Source organism: Planomonospora sp. ID82291, assembly GCF_015711645.1.
Taxonomy (GTDB): domain Bacteria; phylum Actinomycetota; class Actinomycetes; order Streptosporangiales; family Streptosporangiaceae; genus Planomonospora.
This window is the reverse complement of sequence record NZ_JABTEX010000010.1, coordinates 94,063-120,341: the sequence shown is the minus strand read 5'-3', so window position 1 is coordinate 120,341 and position 26,279 is coordinate 94,063. Positions and strand designations below refer to the sequence as shown.

Below are 26,279 nucleotides of genomic sequence, written 5' to 3'. Positions count from 1 at the left end.
GGCTTCTGGTCGCCGTAGGGGTCGGTCCAGTAGCCGGTCTGCTGCAGGCGGGTCCGCCAGATGGTGGGCTGGATCGGCGCGAGGGGGCGGGCGGCGCGGTCGGGGTGAATGGGCCACAGGACGTGGACGGTCTCGCCGTCCGTCATGTCGTAGCCCCATATGCCGTTGTGGTGCTCGGCGCCCGGGTCGTAGTAGCCGTGATCCAGGAACGGGGCCACCGGGGCGTACCGGCGCGTCGGGGCCGTGCGGTCGGCGGGGATGACGACCGGCAGGGCCGGGTCGAGCAGTTCGACGCAGGCGAGGCTCTTGATGAGCTGGGCGACGGTGGGGGCCTTGCTGATGTCGTCGTCGGTCGCCTGGTTGAGTTCGGTGGTGGTGAGGGCGGCGACGGCCGGGCCGTCGCTGGGGTCGTGGGTGAGGTGCCCGACAGGGGGGAGGTCGGGATGCTCGGGCTCGACCGGCTTGAAGTGGCCGAGGCGGATGGTGGACGCGAGCGGGTCGGCCCATTCGTCCCAGGCGGCCGACACCATGACGTGCAGGTCGTGGTTGAAGTCGGCGCGGGTGAGGGCGGCGCGCAGCAGGGCGACGGTGACGATCACGGGGGTTGTGCTCCAGCGTGGAAGGGAGCCCGCCCGGGGTGAACCGGGCGGGCGGGGGAGGTCAGGCGGCGAGGAGGGCGCGGGCGGTGACGTAGACCGCGATGGCGTCGGCGGCGGCCTCGCGGGTGGGGTACTCGCCGATGTCGATGCCCGGGTCGGCCACGGTCGGCTTGGCGATGGCGATCCAGGGGCAGCCGGACTGCAGGTAGCCGCGCAGGACGCCGTCCTGGTAGAGCTCCCAGACGCCCCATCCGGTGGTGGCGGCCTCCCAGCCGGTACCGGTGATGCGGGGCTTGACGTAGATGGGCTCCTCCTCCTGGAGGGCGAACGGGCGGAACTTCTCGGGGTGGAAGACGACGTTGATCACGGGTTGCACTCCATGGGGGTCGGTGGGGTGCCCCGCCCGGGGGTGAGCCGGGCGGGGCGGCCGGTGGCGGCGAGGGTCAGGCGGCGACGAGGGCGGTCTCGACGCTGGCGGCGAGAGCGGCCTCGATCGCGGCCAGGACGACCGAGGGCGGCCAGGTGACCGGGAAGGTGGTCGCGGCGAGGTGGCCGTGCCGGTAGGTGTCCTGGTTGCCGTGGGTCTCGCCCCAGCCGAACAGGCGGACGGTGACGTCGCCGCTGTCCTCGGCCACCTCGACCTGCACGCCGTACGCCCGATAGGTGCGGGTCATCAGGGCCTCCAGGCTGCCGAGCTGCTCGGCGTCGCGGCCGAGGTCGGTGAAGCCGAGGGCGGTCAGTTCATCGGCGAGGTAACCGGCGTGGGGGCGCATGTCCATGGTTGGTCCCTTTCGTTCCTGGGGCGGGTTGTGGTCGGGGGTACCGCACCCCCTGTTCACACTTAGAAATGTACAGGAGATTTATCAACCTGTCTAGTGGGGCGGGGAATCGTGGAACATCTCCTCCAGATCGGCCAGGACGTCACCGCCCTCGCCGGGCTCGTCCACCAGCAGCGCCAGCACGGCCAGATCCCGCGACGGCATCGAGAAGTCCCGACGTCCCGCCCGCATGGCGGCCGCGAACGGCTGCAGCAGCGTCGTGATCGTCTCCAGGCGGCGGGCCAGCCGCTCCCGCTCTCCGGCGAGAAGCGCGCGGCCCTTCCGCTCCCCCGCGGTGCGCCCGACCCGCTCCCCCACCACGTAGAAGAAGACCGCCGCGACCACCACCAGCGGCACCGCCGTGAACACCCACACCACCAGCGCCAGCGCCACGGCGCTCACCGCCGGCCCCCGCGCGCCCTGGCCCGGCCCGTGACCTCGATGCCCGTCGTCATGGCGCAGACGTGTAGCGCAAACAGGGCTTAACGTCCCGCCACCCAGGTCAGCGCGACGTAAGCGGCGCTGATCTCTACTCTCTGCCGCCGGGTCCCCAACCTGACACGCCCTCGCCCGCCTGCGGGCGCGGGCGCCGAGTCGCTGGGAGGCCCGCGTGGGCGCAGAGAACGTGTTCATTCCGCAACAGGCTCGACTGTGGCTCGCGCCGGTCGGCACGGCCGCGCCCGACGGTGTCGCCGTGCCGATGCCGTCCGCCTGGTACGACATCGGCCTTTTCACGCCCGACAGCTACAACTGGAAGACCGACCCGAAGTTCGAGGAGACGCGCGCCCACCAGTCGAACTACGCGGTGCGGCGCTGGCAGACCGAGGACGCCGCCACCATCGAGGTCAACCTCCTGGAATGGACCCTCAAGAGCTTCCAGGCGGTGTACGGCGGCGGCACCATCGAGGAGGTCACCCCGTCCGGCGGCGGCGCCGCGTACTACAAGTTCACCCCGCCGGCGATCGGGGCCAGGACCGAGACCGCGGCGTGCATCGAGCTGATCGACGGCCCCAAGAAGATGCGCCGCATGGTGCCGCGCTGCGAGCAGGCCGAGGGCGTGGAGCAGTCGTTCGAGAAGACCGCCGCGTCCACGCTGCCGCTGCGCCTGTCGGTCCTGGGCGGCGACGTCGGCGCCCCGTACTACGACCTTCTGTCCGGCACGTGGGCGGCGTTCGACCCGACCCCCGCGTGATGGGGACGCGCATCGCGTGATGCGCGTGTCAGCCGCCCACGGAGGGGCGCCCGGCCAGCACAGGCCGGGCGCCCCTTCTCCTTCCCTCCGGCCCGGCGCGACGCAAAGCCCCCTCTGCTCTACCGTCCGCCCCGACCTGCCCACCTTGTAGGAGAGGACCACGGGGATGCTGGACCTTGATGCCGCCCGCGCCGAACGCCTGGAGGCCGCTCGCGCTGAGTACGGCGCCGCGGTCGCCGACTTCTTCCCGCTGCGGTTCCGCGGCCGCGACATCTGCGAGCTGCCGACCGAGCTGCCGCTCGATGTGCTGGAGCCGCTCACCGACGTCGCCGTCGACCTCGGCCTGATCGTGCGGACCGCGCTGGACGCGGCCCGCTCCCAGGACCCGAACGCCGCCACCATGGCCGTGATCGACATGGTGGTGGACCAGCTCATCATCAACCAGCAGCTGCCCGAGCAGCTCATGACGGCCGCCAAGGAGATGGCGGCCCGGCTCCTGGGCGAGGACGGGTACCCGGCGTTCCTGGCCGCCCGCCCGTCCGTGTTCGACGTCGTCGCCCTGGTCAAGGGACTGCTGCGGAAGTACGGGCTGCGCCTGGGGGAATCCTCGCCGTCCTCCGCCTCTTCGAGCGGTGGGACGACCTCGACGCCGATCTCGCCCGCCACTACCCCGGATTCGACGCCCGCGGAGCCTGGCGACGCCCCGGCCAGCCCGGTTTCTTCGGAGTCCGCCGGCTCCTCGCTCGGGTGGAGCGACTCCCCGCAGACGCTCTGATCCACACCACGGCCGAGCAGCGGGCCGACCCGTGGCCCCGCGAGTACGAGCTCCTCACCCAGATCCTCGAGGAGGTGGCGGTGCTGGCGGCTGAGCAGCGCCGCCCGAAGATGCGCGAGGTGAAGCGGCCGGAGTGGGTGACGGGCAAGACCGGCGGCAGGGCCGGGATGGACCGGGCGTTCGCGATGATGGCGGCGACCGCGAACGTGATCAAGTGAGCAGGCCCCGGGCGTGAGCGCCCGGGGCCTTCCTCGTCGCCGCCCCGGCCCGGCGGGCGGCGCATCCGGTCAGGTCGACGGGTCCGCCGTCGCCGGGCAGGACCAGGACCAGGACCGCGGCCGTTTACGTCCCCTGACGCGACGTTAGCGCCGGTTTACGTCACCCTCCCTCCGGCTCATCGGGGGGTGAGGGTGCGTGGATGACGAGCTTGGCGGAGGCCTCGACGGAGGCCGGATCGACATCAAGGTCGTCGCGGACCTGTCGGAGGTCGACGAGGCGCGGCTGCAACGCGACATCGACCGGCGGGTGCGCGGGGTCAAGGCGAAACTCGCCGCGGAGATCGACGCCCGCCGGGTGGCGGTGGAAGCGAATGCGGCCGCGCGGTCCGCCGAACGGTCGACCGAGGTCCGGATGCGGGCCACCGTCGACCGGTCCCAGCTCCAGCGGGACCTGGACGGCATCAGCCGATCCGGGGTCCGCATCACCTTCACCCCCGAGATCGACGGCAACCGGCTGCGCTCCGAGGTGGATGCGGCTGCCCGGGACGCGGCCGCCTCCGTCGACGTCGACGCGGACACGCTCCAGGCCCGCGACGAGCTCGGCCGCTTCCGCAGCAGCCAGGAGTCCAGCCCGATCACGCTGCCGTTCCACATCGACCTGGACGCATCGAAGATCGCGGACGTCACCGCGAAGCTCGCGACGTTCCCGGCGCTCGCGGCCGGAGTCGGGTTCCTGGCCGCGGCGGTCGGCCAGCTCGGCGCCGGGCTGTTCGGTCTGGTGTCGGCGGCCGGTCAGGCGGCCGGGGCGCTGGCGGTGCTGCCCGGGGTGGCCGGCGCCGCCCTGCAAGGCATCGCCGGGCTCGTGGTCGGTCTGAACGGGGTCGGCACCGCGCTGGGTGCGCTGTCGCAGGCCGACCAGGCGTCCGGTGCTTCGGCGGGCGCAGCGGCCGCCGCCCGGGAGGCCGCTGCCGCCCGGGTCGAGCAGGCGGCCGAGCGGGTCAAGCAGGCCGAGCGGGCGGTCCGCAACACCCGCGAGGGAGTGATCGACTCCAACCGTGCCGTGCGCGACGCCGAGGAACGCGTCGCCGAGGCGGTCGAGGCGGTGCAGGCGGCGCGGGAGAACGCCGGGCGGGTCGCCCAGGCCGTCGCGGACGCGGCCGAGCGGTCCGCGCGCCGGGTGGCCGACGCCGAGCGCGCGTACGCCGCGGCGGTCAAGGCGTCCAAGGCGGCGCAGGAAGGGCTGAACGAGGCGCGTAAGGCCGCGAAGGAACGCCTTGAGGATCTTGCTCTGGCGGTCAAGGGCGGGGCGCTGGATGAGGAGTCCGCGCAGATCGGCATCGAGCGGGCCAAGGAGCGCCTGCAGAAGGTCATGAACGATCCGTTCGCGTCTGACCTGGACAAACGCGAAGCGGATCTTGCGTACCGGCAGGCCTTGCAGCGCCTTGAGGAGGTCAAGGAGCGCAACGGCGACTTGGCCGAGGAGAAGGCCGACGCGGACGCCCGCGGGGTCGAGGGATCCAAGGAGGTCATCGCGGCGCAGGAGCGTCTCGCGGCCGCCCAGGAGCGGATCTTGGACGCCGAACGCGCCATCGCCGACGCACGCAAGGACGCTGCCCGCCAGGCTGAGGAGGGCGCGCGGCGGATCGCGGCGGCCGACGAGGCGATCATCGACGCCAAGCGCCGCGTCCGCGACGCCGAAGAGGCGTTGGAGCGGGCCCGCCGCTCCCAGCGCAACGCCCGCGAAGCCGCCCAAGACGCACGTGCTGCGCTCGCGCGGGCCAAGAAGGAGGCCGAGGCCGCCAAGAAGGCCGCCGCCGCTCCGGCCGCCGGCGGGGGCGGCGGCCGGGACCCGGTCGCCGAGGCGCTGGCCAACCTGACGCCGTCGATGCGGGAGTTCGTCCTCTACCTGCACAACACGGTACGGCCGGAGCTGTCGGAGATCCGCAAGGCGACGCAGGAGGCGCTCGCGCCGGGCCTGCTGGCCGGGGTGAAGGCCGCGATGCCGTTCCTGGCGACGCTGCGCGGCGGCATGAAGGCCACCGGCAAGACGGTCGGTGACCTGGCCACCGAAGCCGGGAAGCTGTTCGGCAGCCAGGGTTTCCGCCAGGACGTCACGCAGATCATGGGCGCCAACAACCTGGCCGTCTCCAACTTCGGCAAGGCCGGGCTGGCGGCGTTCGGCGGGGTGACCCGCCTGGTGCGGATCTCCATGCCGTTCGTCACGCTGCTGTCCAAGAGGATCTTGGATGCGGCGCAGGCGTTCGACCGGTTCACCTCCTCCGAAGAGGGCCAGGAGCGGTTCCGGGCGTTCCTGGAGCGTTCGTGGGAGGCCGCCTCCAAGCTGTGGCGCATTCTCAAGGGCGTCGCCTCCGGTCTGCTGTCGCTTGGCAAGGCCGCCGCCCCCTCCGGCCGGAGCATGCTGGAGGACCTCGCCCAGGGAGCCGAGCGGTTCGCCGAGTGGGCGGCCGACCCGGCGACGCAGGCCAGGGCGCGGGAGTTCTTCGACTCGATGCTGCCGGTGATGCGGGAAGTCGGCGGACTGCTGAGGGATCTGGCGGGCCTGTTCAAGGATCTGACGCTCGGCCTGGACCCGTCCGTGACGGCCGGGGTGATCGGGTTCCTGCGCGACCTGGTCGGGGTGCTGCGCGACGTCGCGGGCAGCGAGTTCGGCGCCGCGGTGCTGACGATCCTCGGCCCGCTCGGCGCGCTGCTGCTGCTGGTCGCCAAGTTCGGCGGGCTCGGCTCCGCGATCAAGCTCATGGGGCTCGCGTTGAAGGCCCCGGCCGGACTGGTCAAGGCCGGGATCGGCGCCGGTGACTTCGTCGGCGGGCTCGGCGGGAAGGGCCGCGACACGAAGGCGGGCAATGCCGGGCAGAAGGTCGCCCAGGGCGCCAAGCAGGCCGGGCAGACCGTCGCCAAGGGCGGCGGCATACTCAAGGACGCGCTCACCGGCCTGATCCAGTCCAAGGGCCTGGACGTGTTCGCCGGCACCCTCGCCGCGAAGGTGAAGGGCGCGTTCTCCAAGCTCAACCCGGCCAGCCTGTTGCAGAAGGTCAACCCGGCCAACCTGATCGGCGCGGCCAAGACGAAGATCGACCCGACGTCGTGGTTTGCGAAGGTCAACCCGGCCAACCTGATGTCCAAGGCCGGGACGGCCGCCAAGGGCGTCGGCACGGCTGTCTCCTCCGGCGCGAGCAAGGCCGTCGATCTGGCTCAGGCCGGGGCGGGGAAGGTCGCCCAGTACGGCAAGGCCGCCGCCACGGCGGCGCTCGAGGTCGGCCGGCTGGCGGCCGCGTACGGCAGGGTCGCGTTGCAGGCCGGGGCGGCGGCGATCAAGCAGGGCGCGGCGGCGGTCGCGACCGGCGTGGTGCGGGCGGCGACCGCGGCGTGGACGATCGCGCAGGCGGCCCTGAACGCGGTCATGAACGCCAACCCGATCGCGTTGATCGTGTTGGCCATCGCCGCGTTGGTCGCCGGGGTGATCTACGCCTACAACAACATCGAGGGGTTCCGGAACTTCGTGGACACGGCGTGGAAGTCGATCTCCACGGCGTTCACGGCCGCGTGGAACAACGTGATCAAGCCCGCTTTGACGGCTTTGTGGGGGTTCCTGAAGAACCAGCTGTGGCCGACCGTGCAAGCGCTGTGGACGGCCGTGATCCAACCGACCTGGCAGAACATCTCGACCGCGATCCGGGCCGCGTGGGAGAACATCATCCGGCCCGCGCTGACGGCCCTGGGGGGGTTCCTGAAGAACACCCTCGGGCCCGCGGTGGCATGGCTGTGGACCAACGCGGTCAAGCCCGCGTGGGACAGCATCTCCGGCGCGATCAAGAACGCGTGGGAGAAGTACATCAAGCCGCCGCTGACGGCCTTCTGGAACTTCATGACCAAGACCCTGCCGGACGGCTTCAAGTCCGGCGTCGCGCTGATCGGCACGGTGTGGAAAGGGCTGCAGGACGTCGCGAAGGCACCGGTCAAGTTCGTGGTCGAGACGATCTACAACAAGGGCATCGCGGCGGCGTGGAACTGGATCGCGGACAAGGTCGGGCTCGGCCGGCTGCCCACCGTCTCCCTCGGGTTCGCCCGCGGTGGCATCGTCCCGGGCGGCGCCTACGGGGTGCTGCCCGGGTATGCGCCGGGCCGCGACACGATGCTCGCCGCGGTGTCGCCGGGTGAGGCGTGGCTGCGGCCGGAGGCGGCGCGCTGGCTCGGCACAGGGTGGATCAACGCCGTCAACGACTCCGCTCGGCGCGGGAACCTGCCTCGGTTCGCTGGTGGCGGCACCGTCCCGAAGAAGAAGGACAGCGGCGGGGACTCGTGGACCGAGTGGTTCAAGAAGGGCGCCGCCTACCTGGCGGACAAGGCCCTGACCCCGTTGAAGTCCCTGGCCGTCCGCCTCGCCGGGACCAAGACACCGTGGCAGCAGGTCGTCGGCCGGTTCCCGGCGTCGCTGATCGACGGGGTGATCGGCTGGCTGCGCGGCCGCGACTCGTCGGGCCAGCAGAAGAAGTACGCGCGCGGCGGCGTCGTCCCGGGCGGCGCGTACGGCGTGCTGCCCGGCTACGCCCCGGGCCGCGACACGATGCTCGCCGCCGTCTCCCCGGGCGAAGCCTGGCTGCGGCCGGAGGCCGCCCGCTGGCTCGGCACCGGGTGGATCAACGCCATCAACGACGCTGCCCGACGCGGAAGCCTGGCCCGCTTCGCCAACGGCGGCGTGGTCGGCACCAGTTCAGCGGACCTGTATCGGGCCTCCCGGGCATCGGCGCGGCCGCGGCCGGTGGCGGCGGCGGTCACGACCGGCGGCGCGAGCGCGACGGTCAACGTCTACCCGCAGCCCGGCCAGGACGAGGTCCAGATCGGTAACCAGGCCGCTCGCCGTCTCGGCGCGCTGGTCGGATAAGGAGGGCTCTGCATGGGGGTCATCGCTCAGTCGTACAACTTCGCGTCGAAGTCGTCGGACGCGACGACGGTGTCGTTCTTCCCGGCTGCCCGCGCCGGCGACCGGATCATCCTGCTGGTCGCCTCCTACAACATGCCCACGGTCACGACCTCGGGCTATGTGAAGCATGCGGCCGCGGACGGGTTCGACCACGCGCACATCTACTCCAAGGTGGCGGCAGGTGGCGAGACGTCGGTCACCGTGACGCGCGGCGCCCTGAACGACGGCATGATCTTGTACGTGCAGGTCCGCGACGACTGCCCGGAGGTGCTGTTCGCCACCTCCGGGGACGCGGCCGCAGGAGCGACGAGCATCTCGTGCAGTCCGGTGGACGTGCCCGCCGCGGTGGGCGTCGTGCTCGGCGTGCTGGAGCGCTTCCGGGACTCCGCCAACGGGATAGAGGGGCGGGTCTCGCCGAACGCGTGGACGCCGGCGATCGCCGACATCAGCTCCAGCTCGGGCGGGTTCTCCAGCACGTTGAACGGCGCCCAGTTCTACGCCGGGGCGCTGCCGTCTCCCGGGCGGGTCACCTACCGGGAGTCGTTGAGCGGCGCCGGGCAGGCGCAGGCCGCGTTCGTCGGGTTCGGCATCTCCGACATGGTCAAGCCCTCCGTTCCGCCGGGCCTGCACACCACGGACGTGCAGGACACGACGGTGACGATCGCCTGGGAGCCCGCGTCCGACGACCGGGCCGTGACCGGGTACGGCATCTACCTCAACGGGGCCAAGCGCGGCGGCGACCAGACAGCGCGGACGTACACCTTCACCGGGCTGACGAAGGGCACCACGTACGAGATCGGGGTGGACGCCCGCGACTCCGCCGGCAACCGGTCGGAGAGGTCCACGATCTCGGTGATGGCCATCACCGACCTGGCGGCGCCGACCGCGCCGGGCAACGTGCGGCTGGCTGACCTGGCGCACACGACCGCGACGATCGCGTGGGACGCGGCGTCCGACGATGTCGCGCTCGCCGGGTACGGCGTCTACCTCGATGGGCTCAAGCAGGGCGACGACCAGCCCGAGCTGGAACACACCTTCCTCGGTCTGGGCCGAGGACGGGCGTATGCGGTCGGGGTGGACGCCGTCGACACCGCCGGGAACCGCTCACCGATCGCCACCCTGGACTTCACCACGCTGGCCGACACGCTGCCCGGCACCCCGCCCGGCCTGACCGCCACGGCGGGCGTGGAGGAGGTGGCGCTCGCCTGGCAGCCCGCATCCGACGACCTCGGCATCGCCCGCTATGAGGTGCTGCTGGACGGGGAGGTGACCGCCGCCACCGCCACGCTCGGCTACGTGGTCGAGGGCCTGGACCCGGGCAGCGTCTACACGGTGGGCGTGCGGGCGGTCGATGACGGCGGCGGCCGCGGCCCCATCGTGGAGACCGAGGTGACCACGCTGCTGGCGGACTGGTCACCGCGGGCAACGCCGATCTACCGGCTGGGCCCGTGGACGGGCAACGCGCGCGACGCGCACGGCGTCGACTGGGTGGTCGAGAGCGAAGAAGGCTGGTCATCCACGGCGGACGTGCTCCCCTTGGAGGCTGAGTCCGACTCGACCGATGGCGGGTTCTCCGGGCCCGGGTCGTTCGGTGCCCGCCTCATCACGCTGGAGGGGACGGCGGTCGCCACCTCCCGGGCCGGGATGCTGGCCGCCCAGGAGCGGCTGGCCGCCGCCCTGTACCCGGGTCAGCTCGGGACGCTGCGTGTGCAGGAGCAGCACCTGACCCGCCAGGCGCGGGTCCGGCTCGCCGAGGAGGTCGAGATCACCGACAAGGGCAGCGTCGCGTTCTCCTGGGTGATCTCGTTGATGGCGCCGGATCCGCGCCGTACGGCGGTGCGGCCGATCTACGCCGAGACCGCGGTCGAGACCTTGCCCGGGTCGGCGTCGGCGCACATCTACATGACCGGCGACTACCGGTGGATTCCCGCGCGCATCCAGGTGTGGGGCCCGATCCGGGACTTCGTCATCACCCACGAGGAGTCCGGGTTGGTGATCCGCTCCCGCCCTGGCACGGTGCTGCCCGCCGATTCCCGCTACAGCCTGGACATCGACCTGGCCACGCGGGTGGTGCTGGCGCATGTGCCGCCGGAGGTGTGGCCGGAGCCTCGGCCGGGGCGGATCATGCTCGGCAGCTTCCCGGCCCGGTTCGCGCTCTCCCACGGCCCGAACACCCTCACCCTCGCCGGGCAGCCGGTCGACGGCCAGGTGGGCAGCCCCCGCATGGTCGTCCAGGCCTGGGACGCCTGGCGGTAACCCGGGGCGACGTTAGCGGTCGGGGTCGGCATACTCCCCGGCCGAACCAACACGCATCGGGGGGTTTCATGGCCAAGTACACGACGGTCGCCGAAGACGTAGCGTCCGGGACCGCGCTGAAGACCATCCTGCAGCTCGCCAACCCGGTCGCCAACCCGGGCAGCCACCGGATCGCGGTCTACGGCTACCGGATCTCCTACCGGGGCACCAACAGTTCCGCGCAGCCCGTCCGCACGGTGATCGCCCGGCAGACCGCGGCCGGCGGCGGCGGCGCGTCCGCTCCGGCCGCGGTGCCGGTCGTCAAGCTCGACCCGGGTACGCCGGACTCGGCGATGACCGCGGTCAAGGGACCGTCCTCCGCGTGGACGACGGAGCCGACCCTCGGCGACATCCTGTTCGCCCAGCGGATCCACCCGCAGACCGGCATGGGCGAGTTCATTCCCCTCGGCGACGAGGTGGTCCTGGCGCCGGGCGGGTGGCTGGCCGTCATGGTGCATGCGGCCGCCACGGTGGACGTGACCGCGCAGCTGTACTGGCGTGAGGGCCACTGATGGCGGAGCTGGTCGAGGACTTCAACGACACCAGCTATGTGGTGACCATCTCCGGTAACTGGGGCCGGTCGACCACCACCCCGTACCAGGGGTCGGGCTGTTTCAAAAGCGCCGTAATCGACCACGGTGGAAACACTGAGGCGACGGTGACCGTCCCGGCTGGCGCGACGAAGGTGAAGTTCTGGTACCGGGTGAGCTCGGAGAGCGGCTACGACATGTTCCGGTTCTTCATCAACAGCACCGAGCAGACCGCGGTGACGTCGTCCGGGGCGGTCAACTGGACGGCGTCACCGGAGTTCGACGTCTCCCCCGGCCAGACGCTGACGTTCCGCTACAGCAAGGACAGCAGCAGCGCGGTCGGGGAGGACGCGGCCTACATCGACAACCTCACCTTCACCGTCGACGGCTTGCCTCCGGCGCCGCTCTCCAACATCGCCGCGGCGCTCACGCGGGCCTCCCGCTGGTAGCCCCGCCCGGCTTCCACCCCCCGGTCCTGCCCCACGTACCCCCCGGGATGAGGTGACTTGATGGCTCGTTTCGGCCGCGCCTACCCTGCCCCGACCGGCGTCATCGCGGCGCCGATCTCGACGCTGCCTCCGGCGCCGATGGACCCGCGAGCGACCGAGGTCGGCCCGACGCAGGTGACGGTGGTGTGGGATCCGCCCGAGGTGGGCGCCCTGGCCTACGGCATCTACCTGGACGGCGTCCAGCAGGGCAGTGACCAGGCCGACACGAGCATCACCCTCACGGGCCTGGTGGAGGGCCGGACCTACCTGATCGAGGTGGACGCGGTCGCCGTCGACGGCCGCTCCGACCGGGTCCAGTTGGTGGTGACGACGCCGGACGTGACCGCGCCGTCCGTCCCGGCCGCCCTGACGCTGGCGGCCCGCACCCGCACCACCCTCACCGTCACCTGGGAACCGTCCGGCGACAACGTGTCGGTGGCCGGGTACGGCCTGTACCTCGACGGCGCGAAGCAGGGCGGCGACCAGGCCGGCACGGTGTTCACCTTCGCGGGCCTGGTCGCCGATCACGCCTACGTCGTAGGGGTGGACGCGGCCGATGCGACCGGCAACCGGTCGGCGGCCGCCGTGCTGGAGGTGCGGACCGCGCCGGACCTGCCGCCCTCGGCGCCGCCCGGCCTGCACCTGACCGATCTCACCTACACCTCGTTCGCGGTCGCGTGGGATGAGGCCTCCGACGAGGACCCGGTCACCGGCTATGACGTCGCCCTGGACGGCACCGTCGTGGGCACCAACCAGGCCGAGCGGTCGGCGTTCTTCTCCGGCCTGGTGGAGAACACCACGCATACCGTGCAGGTGTGGGCCGTCGACCAGCTCGGGCAGCGCACCACGGTCCCGGCCGAGCTGGTCGTGACCACCCTGGACGACACCCCGCCCACCGTGCCCGAGTTGGTGGTGGAGGCCGGCGAGGAGTCCATCACCGTCGCCTGGACGGCCTCGACGGACGACTTCGGCGTGGTGGGCTACCGGGTCGACCTCGACGGTGAGCCCGTCCACGTCACGCCGGGCGTGGACTACACCGTGGACGGGCCCATCACCCGGCGGCACACGATCACCGGGCTGGTCTCCGGCGTCGACTACCGGGTGCGGGTCGCGGCGCTGGACGCCCTCGGCCAGCAGTCGGCCGACAACACGACCGTGGTGCCCACGGTGCCGACGCCGTTCCTGGCGATCGAGAGCCCGGTCTACCGGCTCGGGGAGTGGGCCGGGAACGTGCGGGATGAGCACAACGTGGACTGGGTGGTGGAAGACGCGACCGGGTGGGCGTCCACGCCACCGGTCCGGCCCCGCGCGGCCACCCTCGGCGGGACGGACGGCGCATGGGCCAGCGCCGGCCAGTACGGCTCTCGCATCATCACCCTGAAGGGGACCGCGGTCGCCGCCTCCCGGGCGGGCATGCTGGCGGCCAAGCAGCGGATCATCGGCGTGCTGGAGCCGCGCGAGTTCGGCCTGCTGCGGGTGGAAGACGCGCTGCGCACCCGGCAGGCCCGGGTACGGCTGATCGGCAAGGTCGAGACCGTCGACGTGGGGTCGCTGGCGTTCTCGTGGTCCTTCACCCTGAAGGCGCCGGACCCGCGCCGGTACGCGACCGTTCCGGTGGCGGCCTCAGCGGTCGTCGCGTCCCTGCCGGGGGAGGCGTCGCTGACGCTGACCCTGGCCGGCACCTACCCGCAGATCCCGGCGCGGATGCGGCTGTACGGGCCGATCCGGGATTGGACGGTCACCCACCAGGAGTCGGGGACGGTGATGCGCGCCATGACCGGCTCGTCCCTGCCCGCTGATCCGCGCTACAGCCTGGGCTTCGACCTGGCGACGCGGCAGGTGTGGGCGTACGTGCCGCCGGAGGTCTACCCCGAGCCTCGGCCGGGCCGGGCCATGGTGGCGCACCTGCCCGCGTGGTTCCAGCTCCTGCCCGGCCTGAACACGATCACCCTGGCCGGGCAGCCCGTCGACGGGGTCTCCGGCGCGCCCCGCCTGGTGGTCGAGGCATACGACGCATGGGTTTGATCCGCCCGCCGCGACGTTAACCAGGCAAATCGCCATGCTCCGCCCTGCACGACGCACCACATCGGGGGACGGGGGCGGAGCTCATGCCGGTCAGGCAGACAGCAAGGTACAACGCGGGCGACTACGGCGGCCGCTCATCACACACCGTGTCATTCAGCTCGGCGACGCCCGGGAACTGGCTGGTCGTGTTCGTGTCGTCGGGCGTGCCGATCGGCAGCACGACGAGCGGCTACCAGCAGCACGAGTACGTGGGCTCCGGGTTCTCGCTGCGCATGTTCATCAAGGAGGCGACCGGGGGCGAGTCCTCGTTCACCGTGTCGACGTCGCAGTCAACGATCAAGTGCCACGTCTCCATGGTCGAGGTCTACGGGCCGATGGAGCTGTCGGGGACGCTCGCCAGGACGAGCAGCGGCGGATCGGCGTTCACCGACACGCTGCCGCGCGCCGGCGGCGTGATGGTGGCCGGGGCTGCGCTGCTGTCGGTCGGCAGCTTCTCGACGGTGTCGTGGCCGTCGCAGGTCGATTCCCAGTGGTCGATGGAGACGGCCGCGACCGATGGCGGCTCCGTCCCGAACTGGCACATCTCCTCGGTCGCCTACGAGACCGGGCTGTCCACCTCCTACTCCTTCCCGGGCGCGTCAGTGTCGGGGACGTACGGGTTCGCCGCCGCGGTGTTCTACCCGCCGGAGCCGCCGGACGACGACCCGCCCTCGGTGCCGTCCAACCTGCGGCTGACCGGGATGACCCCGACGTCGGTGACGGTGGCGTGGGACGCCTCCAGCGACAACATGGGCGTGTCGGGCTACACCACGTACCTCAACGGCGTGGAAAGGGGCTCGACGAGCAGCCAGTCGGCGACGTTCTCCGGGCTGACGCCCGGGGTGTCGGTGACGGTCCAGGTGGACGCCTACGACTACAAGGGCAACCGCAGCGAGAAGGCCGAGCTGGTCGTCACGCCGGTCAACGACACCACGCCGCCGCTCACTCCGGTGGTGAAGGTGACGGGCCTGGCCGCCGGGAAGATCACCATCGGGTGGGACACCCCGTACGACCAGAGCGCGGTCGTCGCCTACGGCGTCTACCTGAACGGGCAGAAGCAGGGCGGCGACCAGACCGGCCGGACCCGCACGTTCAGCAACCTGACCGCGGGCGCCCTCTACACGGTGAGCGTCGACGCGCTCGACCTGCTCGGCAACCGGTCAGCGAAGGGCACCCGCACGGTGCGCGCCCAAGCCGACACCACGCCGCCCACCGTGCCCGGCAACGTGTCGGTGGTCGCCACCTCCAAGACCGCGATCACCCTGGCGTGGACGCCGTCCACCGACGACAACGTGGGCGTCACCGGGTACGGCCTGTACCTGGGCGCGTTCCGCATCGCCGAAGTGCCGTCCCGGGTCTACACCTTCACCGGCCTCACCCCGGGCGTCACCTACACGGTCGGCGTGGATGCGGTCGATGAGCTGGGCAACCGCTCGTCCCGGGTCATGCTTCAGGCCACCACCCTGGCCGACCTGTCCGGCGCCGCACCGCCGTACGAGTACGTGCTCTACGACTGGGACTCCCACCTGCCGCTGGACTCCCTGCCTCTGCAAAACGTCAGTTTCGAGATCACCCTCGGCGGCGGCGGCACCCTGTCCGCGGACATCCCGCTGTACGACGACGCCTACACGATCGGCCGGGTCGCGGCCGCGACCCGCCCCGAACGCACCATGATCATGGTGTACCGGGGGGAGCAACTCGTCTGGGGCGGCCGCATCATCGACCCCGCCGACTACGACTCCGAGACCGGCGTGCTGAAGATCACCGCCGAGGAGTCCATCGCGATCTACGGCAAGCGGTACGTCGCGTTCACCGGACCCCGCAACGGCACCGTGGCCGACACCGAGGTGACGTGGCTGCTGGAGCACGCCGCCCGGCCCGCGGACCTGCGGTGGCTCACCTACGACGGCGCCGCCGGCTCCGGCACCCCGGTGGATCGCGAATACCGCAGCGAGGACTTCGAGCGGATCCTCGACAAGGCCACGGAGGTCGCCGCGGCGCCGGGCGGATTCGACTGGTGGGTCGCACCCGGGTGGGATGCCGTCAACGACCGGCCGCGGTTCGTGCTGCGCCGCATCTCCCGGGAGACCCCTCCGGACACGGGCCTGACCCTCGAGTACCCGGGCAACGTCAGGAGGTACAAGCGCTCCACGCGGCGCGGGCTGGCGACCCGGACGTGGGGGCAGCTGCGCCGGCCGGACGGCGGGGTCATGCTCTCGTCGGTCACGCGTACGGACCTGCTGGCGGACGGGTGGCCGCTGATCGAGGAGGCGTGGCAGTTCGACGGCCTCACCTCGCAGGCCGCGCTGGACGCCGAGACCAAGCGGGCCTCCGACGCGAGTGCCGGGGCGAAGCAGTTGTTCGAGTTCGATCTCGCGATCACCCCGGATGTGCGGTGGTGGCAGTGGGAGCTCGGCGGGACGGCCCGGGTCGTGATCACCGACCACCTGTTCCCGGCGCAGCCGGACGGCTCCCCGGGCCTGGACCGGTCGATGAAGATCGTGTCGCTGAAGGTGCAGCCGGACAGCGCCGAGGGCGAGCTGGTGACCGTGACGACGGGCGAGCACACCGTCGCGGTCGACTGAGGAAGGGGTGGCGGTGGCGAAGATCTCCGCGGGTGACCTGCGGCAGGCCGATCTGGTGCGGGTCATCTCCGATCTGCAGGCGCGGGTGAAGGCGCTCGAACTCCAGGCGAGTGTCCGGTCGGTGACGTTCGTGCCCGTGCTGGAGTCGACGTCGTCCACGACGCTGACCCGGGCGGCGTGGACGACGTTCCCCCGCTCCGGCTCGTCGGTGACGGTGGACGTGTCGATCACCCTGTCGGGGGCGACGTCGTGTCAGGTGCAGCTACGCGCGGACGGCACGCAGATCGACACGGTGAACGCCACCGCGTCCGGCGTGGTGACGGTGTCGGGGTTCCTGCCCGAGACGTGGGCGTTCGGCGCCCGGAAGGTCGTGGACGTGCAGGTGAGGGTCAACAGCGGGTCGGCGACGGTCGCGGTGGTCGGCGGCTGGCACAGGTAACCCCTCCTGCGCCCTGGTGTACGGCCCGAGAAAAGAATCTTGGTTCCGAAGTTCATGCGGACGGCCTGTCGAGGCTCTTACTCGTGAAGGGCTTCACAGCCGCCCCATCCAGCAGGAGAACAACATGGACCCGGCCACCATCATCCTCACCATCGTCTCGATCGTCGCGAGCCAGGCATTTACCCTGCTCGGCTTGTGGCTACGGCTGCGCTGGCGAGCTCGGCACGAGCAGATCCACGGACAGAACCTCACCAACATGACCAAGGCGGTCCCGTCGAACAGTCAGCTGGAGTTGGATGAGCAGGGTGACGGACACCACATCCGCCTGAAGATCATCCGGAAGCCCATCTCGAAGAACGGTTAAGACGGTGAGCGATCACGAGCCGGAATCGGCTTCTCTCCCCGCGGTGGGGCCTGACGGCCTCCGGGCTCCCCTGGAGGAGCACGCCGCGCAACGAGCAGCGGTCGACGAAGCGTTCGCCCTCTTTTACCGGACGACCATCCGCCGCCTGGTTGCCTTCCTGATCAACCAGGGGGCCACGCTGCCGTTGGCCGCGGACATCGCCCAGGACACGATGATGAAGGCGCACCGGGACTGGACCGGGATCGGCGAGCCGAACGCCTGGGTCCACACGGTAGCCGGCCGCGCCCTGGCTCGTAAGGTGGCCAGTACTCGCGAAGACGCCCATGATGAAGTGCCCCAGCCGACATCGCTGCTGCCTCACCCGGACGCCGCAGCAGACTGGGATGCTCAGCAGGTCACGTTACGGATGCTCGAGAGTCTGCCACCCCGTCAGCGCCAGGTCCTGGCGTGGACGTACGACGGTTTTACCCCTTCTGAGATCGCCGAGCAGCTTCGCATAACTCCTGATGCTGTGCGGGGTAGCCTGCGGGATGCTCGCCGCGCTGCCGTCGTCTACCTTCGAGCGAACGGGTATCTCAACGAGGGGGAGGAGGAGCAGTGAGCGGCCGCCATCAGCCCGATGACCATGACGATGCCTTCGATCACTGGCTGGACGAGTGCCAGCACGCCCTCATCGAGGGCCTCGACACCGTTCTTGATGTTGAGGCCGGGCTGGCTGAGGTCCTGCTGCATTCTCGCCACTCTGCTCTTGTAGGCGATCTCGGCACCGCTCTTGATGTTGAGGCCGGATTGGCTGAAATCGTGCCAGCCGCAGCTTCAGATTTGCCAGTCGCTCTGCCGGAAGCGCACGTGAAGAAGCAGGAGCCTGTACCCGCAGAACAGTTCCTGTCACTGGTGAGCCATCAAGCTCGTTTCGAACTGCGCCGCTACCCGGACGTAGTGTCCATTGTCCGCGCCCTCGCCTACGCCCTCGACCTCGATTTCGACCTCACTCGCGCCCGCGTTCTCGAGCACGACCTCACCAGCAGCCTCACCCACGCACTCGACCTCTCCCACGCCCTCAACCACGCCCGAGCCCTCACCCGCAGCCTCATCATCCACCTCACCCACGCCTACACCTACGACCGCAACATCCCCCGCGGTCGCGACGGCGACTTCGTCCACAAAATCTCCCGCATACTCTCCCGCGACCTCTTTGTCACCCGCGCGCTTAATCGCGTCCGCGAACTCAACCGCGTTCTCATCTGTGACATCGACCGCCCTCTCAGCAACGACATCGACCGCGCCCTCACTCTCACCCAAGAGCTCATCAGCTTCTTCGTAGAAGAAGCCCAGAAGGTTATCGGCGCGGCGCTGGGCCGCGATCTTCCTCCCCTCCCTGCAGACTCGGTAAGAGCCTTCTTGGAGGACTTCACGACGTCCGATCTACGTGGAGTGGTGTTAAGCGGTATCGATCTCATCGGTGTGCGATGGTCCGCGTGGGGAACGCGATGGCCGGAAGCGGTCGACATCGAAACCCTGAAGGCCCGTTCCGCTGAGGTACCGATGGAATCAGGGATTTACGTGATCAGGTCAGGCTCAGCGCCAGAGCGGGAATCCGTCAATCTGATGTGAGCATGCTCGATTGAGTGAACCTGAAGCAGGCCTGTCCCTGTCTCAGACGTCGATCGCATGGTTGTGGTTGATGACGCAGATACGCACTTCCCAACCAGCGCGCCGGTCTTCCAATCGTCGCCTCAGAGCCGGAGCCCTCTTAAGGGTTCCGGCCCTGGGGCGACGTAAGGCGGGTTTGCCCCTATGGTGCCGCCCCGAATGTGCAGGCCGAGCGTATGGGGGTGCGGGATGGCCGAGGAGCAGCCGAACGAACAGCAGCAACAGATCTGGTTGGCCGGTCAGGTGGCCGATGTACGGCGGATCGCCGAAGTCGGGTTCACCGACGTGCGCGGTCAGCTCGCGTTGATCCTGCAGCAGGTCGCGCACGGCGAGCGGCAGCATGCGGCGCTGGCCACCACGGTCGCCGACAACCACAAGGTGGTGACCGAGCGGCTGGACGAGCACGCCCAGAAGATCCAGGAGGCCGCCGAGGCGCGGGCCGGGGAGCGGGCCCGGGTCCAGACGATGGCCGACCAGGCGAAGCGGTTCTCCACCTGGGCCGCGATCGGCATCTCCGCGGTGTTCGGCGTCCTCGGCGTCGTGTTCAAGCTGTGGGGCTGACACCCGCCCTGACCTGCGGCGCGCGACGTTAACCCCTCACTCGTGCACCATCCGCCCTCGGACAGTCCACATCCCTCCTCTGTGAAGGAGCCACGATCATGGTTCATCGTCTTCCGGGCATCTCCGAGGCCCTGCTGCGTGCGGGCCGCACCCTGCTGCAGAACATCCTGTCGGTCGCGGTCGTCGCCGGCGGCTCCGCGGTGGTGACCTCGGGCGCCGCGACCGACGCGGGCACCCTCGGCGTGGTCGGCGGGCAGGCCGCGCTGGCGGCGGCGCTCGCCTACGTCTACAACCGGGTCAAGCCCGCGGGCGGTCCCGGCGTCGGGGAGGTGCCGCTGCGCGCGGGCCGCACCCTGATTCAGAACCTGGTGTCGGGTGCGATCGTCGCTGGCGGCGGCGCGGTCGCCGGTCTCGTCGGCGGCGACCTGAAGACCCTGGGTCTGGCCGCAGGTCAGGCCGCGCTGGCGGCGGTCATCTCCGGCGTCTACAACGCGGTGCGGCCGCTGGCCCCGGAGCCCGCGGTCTCGTGAGCGGTGTCCGGCCGGCGCCCGCACGCTTATGATGGGCCGTGCACAGGGTCCTTCCTGGGGCTGAGTGCGAGTGCGCGCCCGCAGTTTGGGATACCGCCTGGAGCCTTTCGGGGCTACTTGCCCGGCTGAGTCCGGGCGCGCACACAGGACCTCATACGAAAAGGGCCCTCCCGTTCGGGGAGGGCCCTTTTCGGTGTTCGGGCTACAGGCCGGCGGAGACCGGGTGGGCCGGGGCGGGGGCGGCCTCGCGGGGGTCGAGGTGGCGGCGCATCCATGCGTCCAGGACGTGGGCGGCTTCGGCGGGGTCGTCCGGGCAGGTGTCGTTGATCGGGGCCGGGCAGGTGGGGCGGAGCATCGCCCACATGCCGCGGGGGTCGTCGGCCAGGTGGTTGGCGTTGAAGTGGCCGTAGCGGCGGACGAAGGTGAATTCGTCCATGTCGAAGACGTCGGCGAGTTCCTCGTCGCGGGTGCCGCGTAGGGATTCGGTGGTGACGGCGCGGGCGACGACCTTGTTCATGGTGCGTAGCGCGTCGAGCGCTTCGCGGAGCAGGTCGCCGGGGGCGCGTCGGGCGTCGTCCACGGTGGAGACCAGGTGCAGGAGCCGGTCGACGGTGGCGGCCGCGGCGTTGGCCAGGCCGAGGCGGGCGACCTGGTCTCCGGTCATGTCGTCGGTGGTGAAGCTCAGGTCGGACATGGGACGGGGGTCTCCTCGTGCTCGGTGGCGCGAGTGCGGTCGCGCTCCAGCTCTCACTGCTCAGGTACTTAGCGTCTCCTGAAGCGTAGAGATCTTCGTACCGCTTGATAAGTGCCTTTCGGGAGTACGCCGGGATGAGAGCGCTCCCATTAGGGGATTTGAGGTGGGTTGACCGGGTTTCTGGGAAGAGATAAGCTGATCTCAGTAAACCACCTGTACAAATTGAGCGGTTAAGAGTGGTGCGGCCTACTGTGCGCCGCGTCCCTCGGACACCGCTCGCCGTACGCCGGTCGCAGCGGGAGCGGTCTCGCTTCGTCCGGCGTAAGCCCCAGGAACGGAGAACCACCTTGCTCGCCACCAAGTTCCCCCGGCCCGCCCGGCGGCGCGGGCTCCTGCGCAAGCAGGTCCGACAGCTCCTTCAGCCGATCAACACCAACCGCGTCATGCGCGACGGCAAGGGCCACTCGCACATCACCCAGCAGGACAACCTCGCCCACCTGAACCGGATCTTCGGGTTCGGCAACTGGGACACCGATGTCAAGGAGGTCGTGCTGGTCTTCGAGCAGGAGGGCAGGAGCCCTGGCCGGTGGGACGTCTGCTACCGCGCCGTGGTCCGGCTGACCATCAAGGACCCGTACGGCAACGTGATCGCCCACTACGAGAACGGCAGCGCCGAGACCGCACAAAACCAGACCCGCGGCGACGCCCACGAGCTGGCCATGAAGTCGGCGATCTCCGTAGCCATCAAGCGCGCCTCGATCCCGCTGGGCGACCAGTTCGGCCTGTCCCTCTACAACAAGGGCCAGACCAGCACCCTGGTCGTCAACACGATGGTGTGGCCGGACCCGACACCGGAGGAGATCGCCGAATGGCAGGCGCAGGCCAAGGAGCCTGAGAAGCCGGAGGAGCCCGAGGACATCCAGGCGAACGTCCCGCAGCAGGTGTCCCTCGGCCATGACGAAGGAGACCGGCCGCTCAACGGCGACGGCACCGCCCCGAACTGGTTGCGGCAGATCATCGTGGAGATCAGCAAGGCCGCGAACCTCAGCGAGCTGAGCGCGATCGGCGATCGCATCGACGCCGAGATCGCCACCGGGCGGGTCAGTCAGGAGGACAACGACGCGATCGGGGCGGTCTTCCTCCCCAAGCGGGAACGGCTGATGGCCGAGCTCAAGGCCGCCCACCAGGCCCCGGCTGCGGGGGTGGGAGCGTGAGCGAGACGACGACGGCGGCGGGCATCGAGCCCGCCGCCCCGGCGGTCCCCACCAAGCAGCGGCTGCGCAACCTCGCGTTCCTGCGTGGCCTGGAGAAGAAGACCGACGAGAGCATCGCCCAGCAGGCCGACGCGCTGCGCGGCGTGGACGAGGACGGCGACGAGGTCATGCCGGTCGGCACGGTGATGCCGGTCAAGCTGGCCGGGCGCACGCTCGCCACCACGACCATGACCGCGGGCCCCACCACGTTCAAGATCGTTGATGAGCGGGCCGCCATCGCCTGGATGCGGGAGCACAACCCCCACCACCTCAAGGAAGTCATCCGGGACACCTGGTGGAAGACCGCGTGCGACGCCGCCCGCAAGAGCGGCGCCGCCCTGCACGGCAAGCTGATCGACCCCGAGTCCGGGGAGGAGATCACCATCCCCGGCGTCGAGGTGATCCACGGCCGCCCCACCCCGAAGACCGAACTGGTCAAGGACTGGGAAGACGTGATCCGCCAGGCCATGCGCAGTGGCGCGCTCACCTCCGAGACCCTGTCGGAGCTGCTCGCGCTCCCGGCCGCCGAGGCGGGTGAGGAGCGATGACCCGCCGATCGGGAGTCCGCCAGGCCGTCCGCACCTGGCACGACCTCGCCGCGTGCAAAGGCGTTCCCCAGTGGGTGTTCACCGACGACGACGAGCCCCTGCCGGACGGCACGCCCCGCGAGCCGTACGACGACGCCGTGGCGAAGTCCTACTGCCAGGAGTGTCCGGTCCTGGAGACGTGCCGGGAAGACGCGTTGGACCGCCGCGACTACTGGCTGACGCGCGGCGGCCTCAACGAGACCGAACTCCGCGCCGAGCAGCGCCGCCGCCAGCGCAAGCGCGCCGCCTAAGCCCAGGTCAGACGGGCGGCAGCCGTACAGGCTGCCGCCCTCCACGCCGCACGACCGACGCGACACGCCCGGGATGCACGAAAGCACCCGCTCTGATCAGCGAAAACGCGTGATTGATCGTCCCGGTTGGACGCAAGCGCGCAGACCTGTTTTCGTCCGCCCCCGCACCCGCCATCCGGGCAGGCGCATCGGTCCCCACACCGACAGAAAGACCCCTGACGCATGCTGTTCCAGCTCAGGAGCCGCCGCACCGCCACGGCAGCTCCCGCCGACCAGGTGAGCCTGGCCCCGCCCTCGAACGAGGAGCTGGGCGCCTGGCTGACCGCCCTCACTGACACCACCCCGGAGACGGGCCTCGCGCCCGCCGGCCACCCCTACGCCTCGGCAGGTGCTCGATGAGCGTCGAGGCGATCTCGTGGGCCCTGAACCTGGCCCCCATCCCGAAGGACGGCGGCGGCAAGCCCAACAGCGCGTGCGCCTTCGTCCTCGTCGGCCTGGCCAACAATGCCGACAGCACCGGCCGCGACGCCTTCCCGAGCGTCAACACCCTGGTCCGCTACACCCGCCTGTCGGAGCGCACGGTCCGCACCGCCCTGGACCGGCTCGCCACCGAGGGCGTCATCCGCGAGGGTGACCAGGCCATCGTGGCGGCGAAGATCAAGCGCGGTGACCGCCGTCCCCAGGTGTGGGACCTGGCGATGGACCGGATCCGCGACGACCTCACCGACGACGACCTAGAGAGCCTGGAGCGGACGTTCCCCGGCATCACCCTCCGGTACGCGAACATGCGCCGAGCTGCGGAAATGCAGCGGGGTGCAACGGCTGCACCCCGTGCGGAGCAGGGTCCCGCGGACGGCACGGGGTGCAACGAGCGCAGCAACGAGGTGCAACCGGCGCAGGAACGGGGTGCGGTGGTTGCACCCGACCCGTCCATAGACCCGTCCAATGACCCGTCCTCTTCTTTTCCTCCCGCCGTAGGCGGAGTGCAGCACCGTAAGGCGCCGGACGCCGCGGCCGTTCCGGCCGGAGCCGACAACCCGGCAGCGACGACGACCAACCACGCCCACATCTCGCCCGCCGCCGCGGTGTTCGAGCAGCTGCCCGCCGAACTGCGCCGCCGGATCTCCAAGGGCGCCTCTGGGAAGGTCCTGTCGGCGATCCAGCGCGAGCTGGCCGGCCGATCCGTCGCCGAGCTCTCCGAGCGCATCGGGCGCCGGTGGGCGTGGTGGCAGCACAAGGGCGAGCGGGTCAACGACCCCGTGGCGGCCGCCGTGACCCTGGTGCGGGCCCGGCTGTGCGCCAACGCCCGCTGCGAGGACGGCGAAGACCTCGACCAGGGCGGGGCGTGCACGGCGTGCGGGGGCGGATCCCGCCGCACGGACACACCCCCACCGTCCGCCGCGCCTCGCACACCTCCGGCCGCCGTCCCGGCCCCGGCCGTACCGCAGGTGACGCCGACGCCGCCCCCGCTGCAGGAGCGGTTCGCCGAGCTGGACAGGCTCACCGCCGCGCCCTCCGGCGACGAGGAGCCCCGCCCGAAGCTCCACAAGGCCCCCAGGGGCCCTGGAGAGGCCGCCAGAGCGGCGATCGAGGAGGCCAGGGCGAAGCTGGGCCCGAAGAAGCTCTCGCAGCGCGAGAAGGATCTTCAGGCGGCCAAGCGGATCTACTGCGAGCGGTGCGGCGCCGAGGCGGACACCTGGTGCGTCAACGGCGACGGCATCGAGACGCCGGGCCTGATCCACTCCGGCCGCGTCGTGGCCGCCCGCACCGGCACCTGGCCCACCGGCCCCACCGGGCCCGACCAGCAGAGCGAGGTCGCATGAAGCTCTCGCCCCTGTACGGACCCTGCCCCTGCGGAAAGACCAAGACCCGGCCCTACCCCGCCGGTCCCCGCTGCTCCAAGCACAGCCCGGCCGCCCTCGCGGGCCGCATCGAACCGCCGACCATCAGCCCCGACCAGGCAGCGGCAGCGCGCGAGGCCGAGCGGAGGAAGGAAGCCGCATGAGCACCGCCCCCCGGCGGCCGCACATCACCGCCGACCCGGCCGTCAACGCTGGCAAGCCGACCATCGCCACCAGCGGCGTCCCCGTCGCCGCCGTCGTCAGCGCCTACGTCGCCGGCACTCCGGTCTTCGACATCTACCGGGAGTTCTGGATCAGCCGCGGCGACCTGCTCGTCTGCTGCTGGTGGGCCGCCCGCTACGCCAAGCAGCGCAAGGCCTGGAGGAACTGGCTGGAGCGGTGGGAGCGCGCGCTGACGGCTCCGGCGCCGGGCTGCGACTACGAGCAGGTGCCGCTCCCCCCGCTCAGCGCCTCCGGCGCCAAGGCCCGGACGGTGGGGGTGTGCGGTGGGTGACGCCGAGCTCGCCGCGCTCCAGGCGGAGGTCGAGGCGCTGCGCGTCGAGCTGGCCGCCCAGCAACGCACCGTCCCGGCCCTGCCCTCCGAGCACGACGGGACGCCGATCACGTGGCGGCCGTGGACGTCGGCGCCGCTGCTGTCGCACGTCGATGCGGCCTGTCCGCAGTGCGCCCACCCGGGCCCGTCCCTGCTCACGTTCGGGCTCGCCGGGGAGAAGCAGAAGATCCGCTTCCAGGCCAACCGGTGCCCGGCCTGCCAGGAGACGCGCGTCTACCGGCGTGAACCGGCCGCCTACGGCCTGCCCCGGGTCATCCTCCACGAGATCGCCTATCACCCGCCGCGCAGCGAGGTGCCCGGTGGCCGATGACATCCGGCTCCTGGTCGGCGCCCGCGGCCTGGTCCTGCTCGTGCCCGGCACCGACCCGGCCGAGGTTCACGCTCGTGCTCTCGCCTACGCCCCCGACAACGACCTGGTGATCGAGGGCGGGCCCGACGCCGTCCGCATCCGGGCGATGCGCGCCATCGGCTGGTGCAGCTGGTCGTGCGCCTACTGCGGGCCGGACGGCCTGCACTACGTGCCCGCCCGCGCCGGATCCCTCGGCGTGGTCACCGCCGGGTTCGTCCCCTGCCAGCAGACGGCCCTTCAGGAACACGCCCGCCCCGACACCTCCCCCAGGAAGGACTCCCCCATGATCGACTGGCGCACCGTCAACGCCCTGCCCTGCCCGCCGTCCTGGCGGGCCATCTTCGGCGACGACTCCCCCCGCGGGTACGTCGTCCGGCCGGTCCCGGCCTGGCTGATGCAGGAGGCAACCGAGGTCGACCGGGAGACCGGGCAGCCGGTGACCCGCACGCGGGTGGTCGCGGCCTGCGTGGAGGGCGCCGAGCTCGTCCCGGTGGATTCGGTCGGTGGGTTCTGGGGATTGGCCTCACCCGAGGTCCTTGACGACACCGTGGCGGAGGTGGCCGCCGAGCACCGCCAAGCCGAGGATGCGGGCGTGGTCCCGTTCCGGCCGCGCCGCGCGGAAAGCGCCCTGTGACCGGGCCGGCTGCTGACCGTCGAACCCCTCACCCAGGAGGAGC

At 71.0% G+C, this 26,279-nt stretch carries 28 protein-coding genes; 23 read left to right on the top strand and 5 right to left on the bottom strand.

Going from position 1 to position 26,279, the window contains the following annotated elements:
* The 4 genes from HS045_RS33355 to HS045_RS33340 all read right to left on the bottom strand — a co-directional run.
* On the bottom strand, positions 1 to 599 hold a 599-nt coding region (locus HS045_RS33355), incomplete at its 3' end, for a hypothetical protein (protein ID WP_196455627.1).
* 61 nt (positions 600 to 660) lie between these two features.
* The gene (locus HS045_RS33350; protein WP_196455626.1) at positions 661 to 966 is read right to left on the bottom strand and encodes a hypothetical protein; all 306 of its coding nucleotides are present in this window, start codon (positions 964 to 966) and stop codon (positions 661 to 663) included.
* A gap of 76 nt (positions 967 to 1,042) precedes the next feature.
* On the bottom strand, positions 1,043 to 1,378 hold the full coding sequence (locus HS045_RS33345; protein WP_196455625.1) for a hypothetical protein: 336 nt from the start codon (positions 1,376 to 1,378) through the stop codon (positions 1,043 to 1,045).
* Positions 1,379 to 1,471: 93 nt separating this feature from the next.
* Positions 1,472 to 1,819 (bottom strand): hypothetical protein, encoded by a 348-nt coding sequence (locus HS045_RS33340; protein WP_196455624.1) that lies wholly within the window; start codon positions 1,817 to 1,819, stop codon positions 1,472 to 1,474.
* Positions 1,820 to 2,027: 208 nt separating this feature from the next.
* Between HS045_RS33340 and HS045_RS33335 the strand changes: the two genes are divergently transcribed.
* The 15 genes from HS045_RS33335 to HS045_RS33265 all read left to right on the top strand — a co-directional run bounded on the left by HS045_RS33335 (position 2,028) and on the right by HS045_RS33265 (position 20,053).
* On the top strand, positions 2,028 to 2,609 hold the full coding sequence (locus tag HS045_RS33335; RefSeq protein WP_196455623.1) for a hypothetical protein: 582 nt from the start codon (positions 2,028 to 2,030) through the stop codon (positions 2,607 to 2,609).
* A 166-nt stretch (positions 2,610 to 2,775) separates the two neighbouring features.
* Positions 2,776 to 3,384: a hypothetical protein gene (locus HS045_RS33330; RefSeq protein ID WP_196455622.1), complete on the top strand. Its 609-nt coding sequence runs from the start codon at positions 2,776 to 2,778 to the stop codon at positions 3,382 to 3,384.
* A complete protein-coding gene (locus tag HS045_RS33325) occupies positions 3,357 to 3,602 on the top strand; it encodes a hypothetical protein (protein ID WP_196455621.1) in 246 nt (81 codons plus the stop codon). Before HS045_RS33330 ends, HS045_RS33325 begins: the two co-directional genes overlap by 28 nt.
* A gap of 196 nt (positions 3,603 to 3,798) precedes the next feature.
* On the top strand, positions 3,799 to 8,505 hold the full coding sequence (locus HS045_RS33320) for a hypothetical protein (protein WP_196455620.1): 4,707 nt from the start codon (positions 3,799 to 3,801) through the stop codon (positions 8,503 to 8,505).
* Between the two features lie 12 nt (positions 8,506 to 8,517).
* Positions 8,518 to 10,800 (top strand): fibronectin type III domain-containing protein, encoded by a 2,283-nt coding sequence (locus HS045_RS33315; RefSeq protein ID WP_196455619.1) that lies wholly within the window; start codon positions 8,518 to 8,520, stop codon positions 10,798 to 10,800.
* Between the two features lie 68 nt (positions 10,801 to 10,868).
* Positions 10,869 to 11,351: a hypothetical protein gene (locus HS045_RS33310; RefSeq protein WP_196455618.1), complete on the top strand. Its 483-nt coding sequence runs from the start codon at positions 10,869 to 10,871 to the stop codon at positions 11,349 to 11,351.
* The gene (locus HS045_RS33305; protein ID WP_196455617.1) at positions 11,351 to 11,818 is read left to right on the top strand and encodes a hypothetical protein; all 468 of its coding nucleotides are present in this window, start codon (positions 11,351 to 11,353) and stop codon (positions 11,816 to 11,818) included. Before HS045_RS33310 ends, HS045_RS33305 begins: the two co-directional genes overlap by 1 nt.
* 60 nt (positions 11,819 to 11,878) lie before the next feature.
* Positions 11,879 to 13,882, top strand: coding sequence for a fibronectin type III domain-containing protein (locus tag HS045_RS33300; protein WP_196455616.1), 2,004 nt, complete (start codon positions 11,879 to 11,881; stop codon positions 13,880 to 13,882).
* Between the two features lie 146 nt (positions 13,883 to 14,028).
* Positions 14,029 to 16,506 carry a fibronectin type III domain-containing protein gene (locus HS045_RS33295; RefSeq protein ID WP_196455615.1) on the top strand — a complete coding sequence of 826 codons (2,478 nt, stop codon included), beginning with the start codon at positions 14,029 to 14,031 and terminating at the stop codon, positions 16,504 to 16,506.
* Positions 16,507 to 16,519: 13 nt separating this feature from the next.
* Positions 16,520 to 16,945 carry a hypothetical protein gene (locus tag HS045_RS33290; RefSeq protein ID WP_196455614.1) on the top strand — a complete coding sequence of 142 codons (426 nt, stop codon included), beginning with the start codon at positions 16,520 to 16,522 and terminating at the stop codon, positions 16,943 to 16,945.
* A gap of 124 nt (positions 16,946 to 17,069) precedes the next feature.
* Positions 17,070 to 17,309, top strand: coding sequence for a hypothetical protein (locus HS045_RS33285; RefSeq protein ID WP_196455613.1), 240 nt, complete (start codon positions 17,070 to 17,072; stop codon positions 17,307 to 17,309).
* 4 nt (positions 17,310 to 17,313) lie between these two features.
* Positions 17,314 to 17,910 (top strand): RNA polymerase sigma factor, encoded by a 597-nt coding sequence (locus HS045_RS36355; RefSeq protein ID WP_196455612.1) that lies wholly within the window; start codon positions 17,314 to 17,316, stop codon positions 17,908 to 17,910.
* A complete protein-coding gene (locus HS045_RS33275; RefSeq protein ID WP_196455611.1) occupies positions 17,907 to 18,923 on the top strand; it encodes a hypothetical protein in 1,017 nt (338 codons plus the stop codon). The genes HS045_RS36355 and HS045_RS33275 overlap by 4 nt, the downstream gene beginning before the upstream one ends.
* A gap of 228 nt (positions 18,924 to 19,151) precedes the next feature.
* On the top strand, positions 19,152 to 19,523 hold the full coding sequence (locus tag HS045_RS33270; RefSeq protein WP_196455610.1) for a hypothetical protein: 372 nt from the start codon (positions 19,152 to 19,154) through the stop codon (positions 19,521 to 19,523).
* A gap of 98 nt (positions 19,524 to 19,621) precedes the next feature.
* On the top strand, positions 19,622 to 20,053 hold the full coding sequence (locus HS045_RS33265; RefSeq protein WP_196455609.1) for a hypothetical protein: 432 nt from the start codon (positions 19,622 to 19,624) through the stop codon (positions 20,051 to 20,053).
* Between the two features lie 202 nt (positions 20,054 to 20,255).
* Here HS045_RS33265 and HS045_RS33260 read toward each other — a convergent pair whose 3' ends face one another.
* A complete protein-coding gene (locus HS045_RS33260) occupies positions 20,256 to 20,747 on the bottom strand; it encodes a hypothetical protein (RefSeq protein WP_196455608.1) in 492 nt (163 codons plus the stop codon).
* Between the two features lie 347 nt (positions 20,748 to 21,094).
* Here HS045_RS33260 and HS045_RS33255 point away from each other — a divergent pair, with 347 nt between their 5' ends.
* The 8 genes from HS045_RS33255 to HS045_RS33215 all read left to right on the top strand — a co-directional run bounded on the left by HS045_RS33255 (position 21,095) and on the right by HS045_RS33215 (position 26,236).
* Positions 21,095 to 21,961: a Rad52/Rad22 family DNA repair protein gene (locus HS045_RS33255; protein WP_196455607.1), complete on the top strand. Its 867-nt coding sequence runs from the start codon at positions 21,095 to 21,097 to the stop codon at positions 21,959 to 21,961.
* Positions 21,958 to 22,548 carry a hypothetical protein gene (locus HS045_RS33250; RefSeq protein WP_196455606.1) on the top strand — a complete coding sequence of 197 codons (591 nt, stop codon included), beginning with the start codon at positions 21,958 to 21,960 and terminating at the stop codon, positions 22,546 to 22,548. Before HS045_RS33255 ends, HS045_RS33250 begins: the two co-directional genes overlap by 4 nt.
* Positions 22,545 to 22,838: a WhiB family transcriptional regulator gene (locus HS045_RS33245; protein WP_196455605.1), complete on the top strand. Its 294-nt coding sequence runs from the start codon at positions 22,545 to 22,547 to the stop codon at positions 22,836 to 22,838. Before HS045_RS33250 ends, HS045_RS33245 begins: the two co-directional genes overlap by 4 nt.
* Before the next feature lie 222 nt (positions 22,839 to 23,060).
* A complete protein-coding gene (locus tag HS045_RS33240; RefSeq protein WP_196455604.1) occupies positions 23,061 to 23,237 on the top strand; it encodes a hypothetical protein in 177 nt (58 codons plus the stop codon).
* Positions 23,234 to 24,661, top strand: coding sequence for a helix-turn-helix domain-containing protein (locus HS045_RS33235; protein ID WP_196455603.1), 1,428 nt, complete (start codon positions 23,234 to 23,236; stop codon positions 24,659 to 24,661). Before HS045_RS33240 ends, HS045_RS33235 begins: the two co-directional genes overlap by 4 nt.
* Positions 24,662 to 24,839: 178 nt before the next feature.
* A complete protein-coding gene (locus HS045_RS33225; RefSeq protein WP_196455601.1) occupies positions 24,840 to 25,193 on the top strand; it encodes a DUF433 domain-containing protein in 354 nt (117 codons plus the stop codon).
* The gene (locus HS045_RS33220) at positions 25,186 to 25,563 is read left to right on the top strand and encodes a hypothetical protein (RefSeq protein ID WP_196455600.1); all 378 of its coding nucleotides are present in this window, start codon (positions 25,186 to 25,188) and stop codon (positions 25,561 to 25,563) included. Before HS045_RS33225 ends, HS045_RS33220 begins: the two co-directional genes overlap by 8 nt.
* A complete protein-coding gene (locus HS045_RS33215; protein WP_196455599.1) occupies positions 25,553 to 26,236 on the top strand; it encodes a hypothetical protein in 684 nt (227 codons plus the stop codon). The genes HS045_RS33220 and HS045_RS33215 overlap by 11 nt, the downstream gene beginning before the upstream one ends.
* Positions 26,237 to 26,279 lie beyond the last annotated feature (43 nt).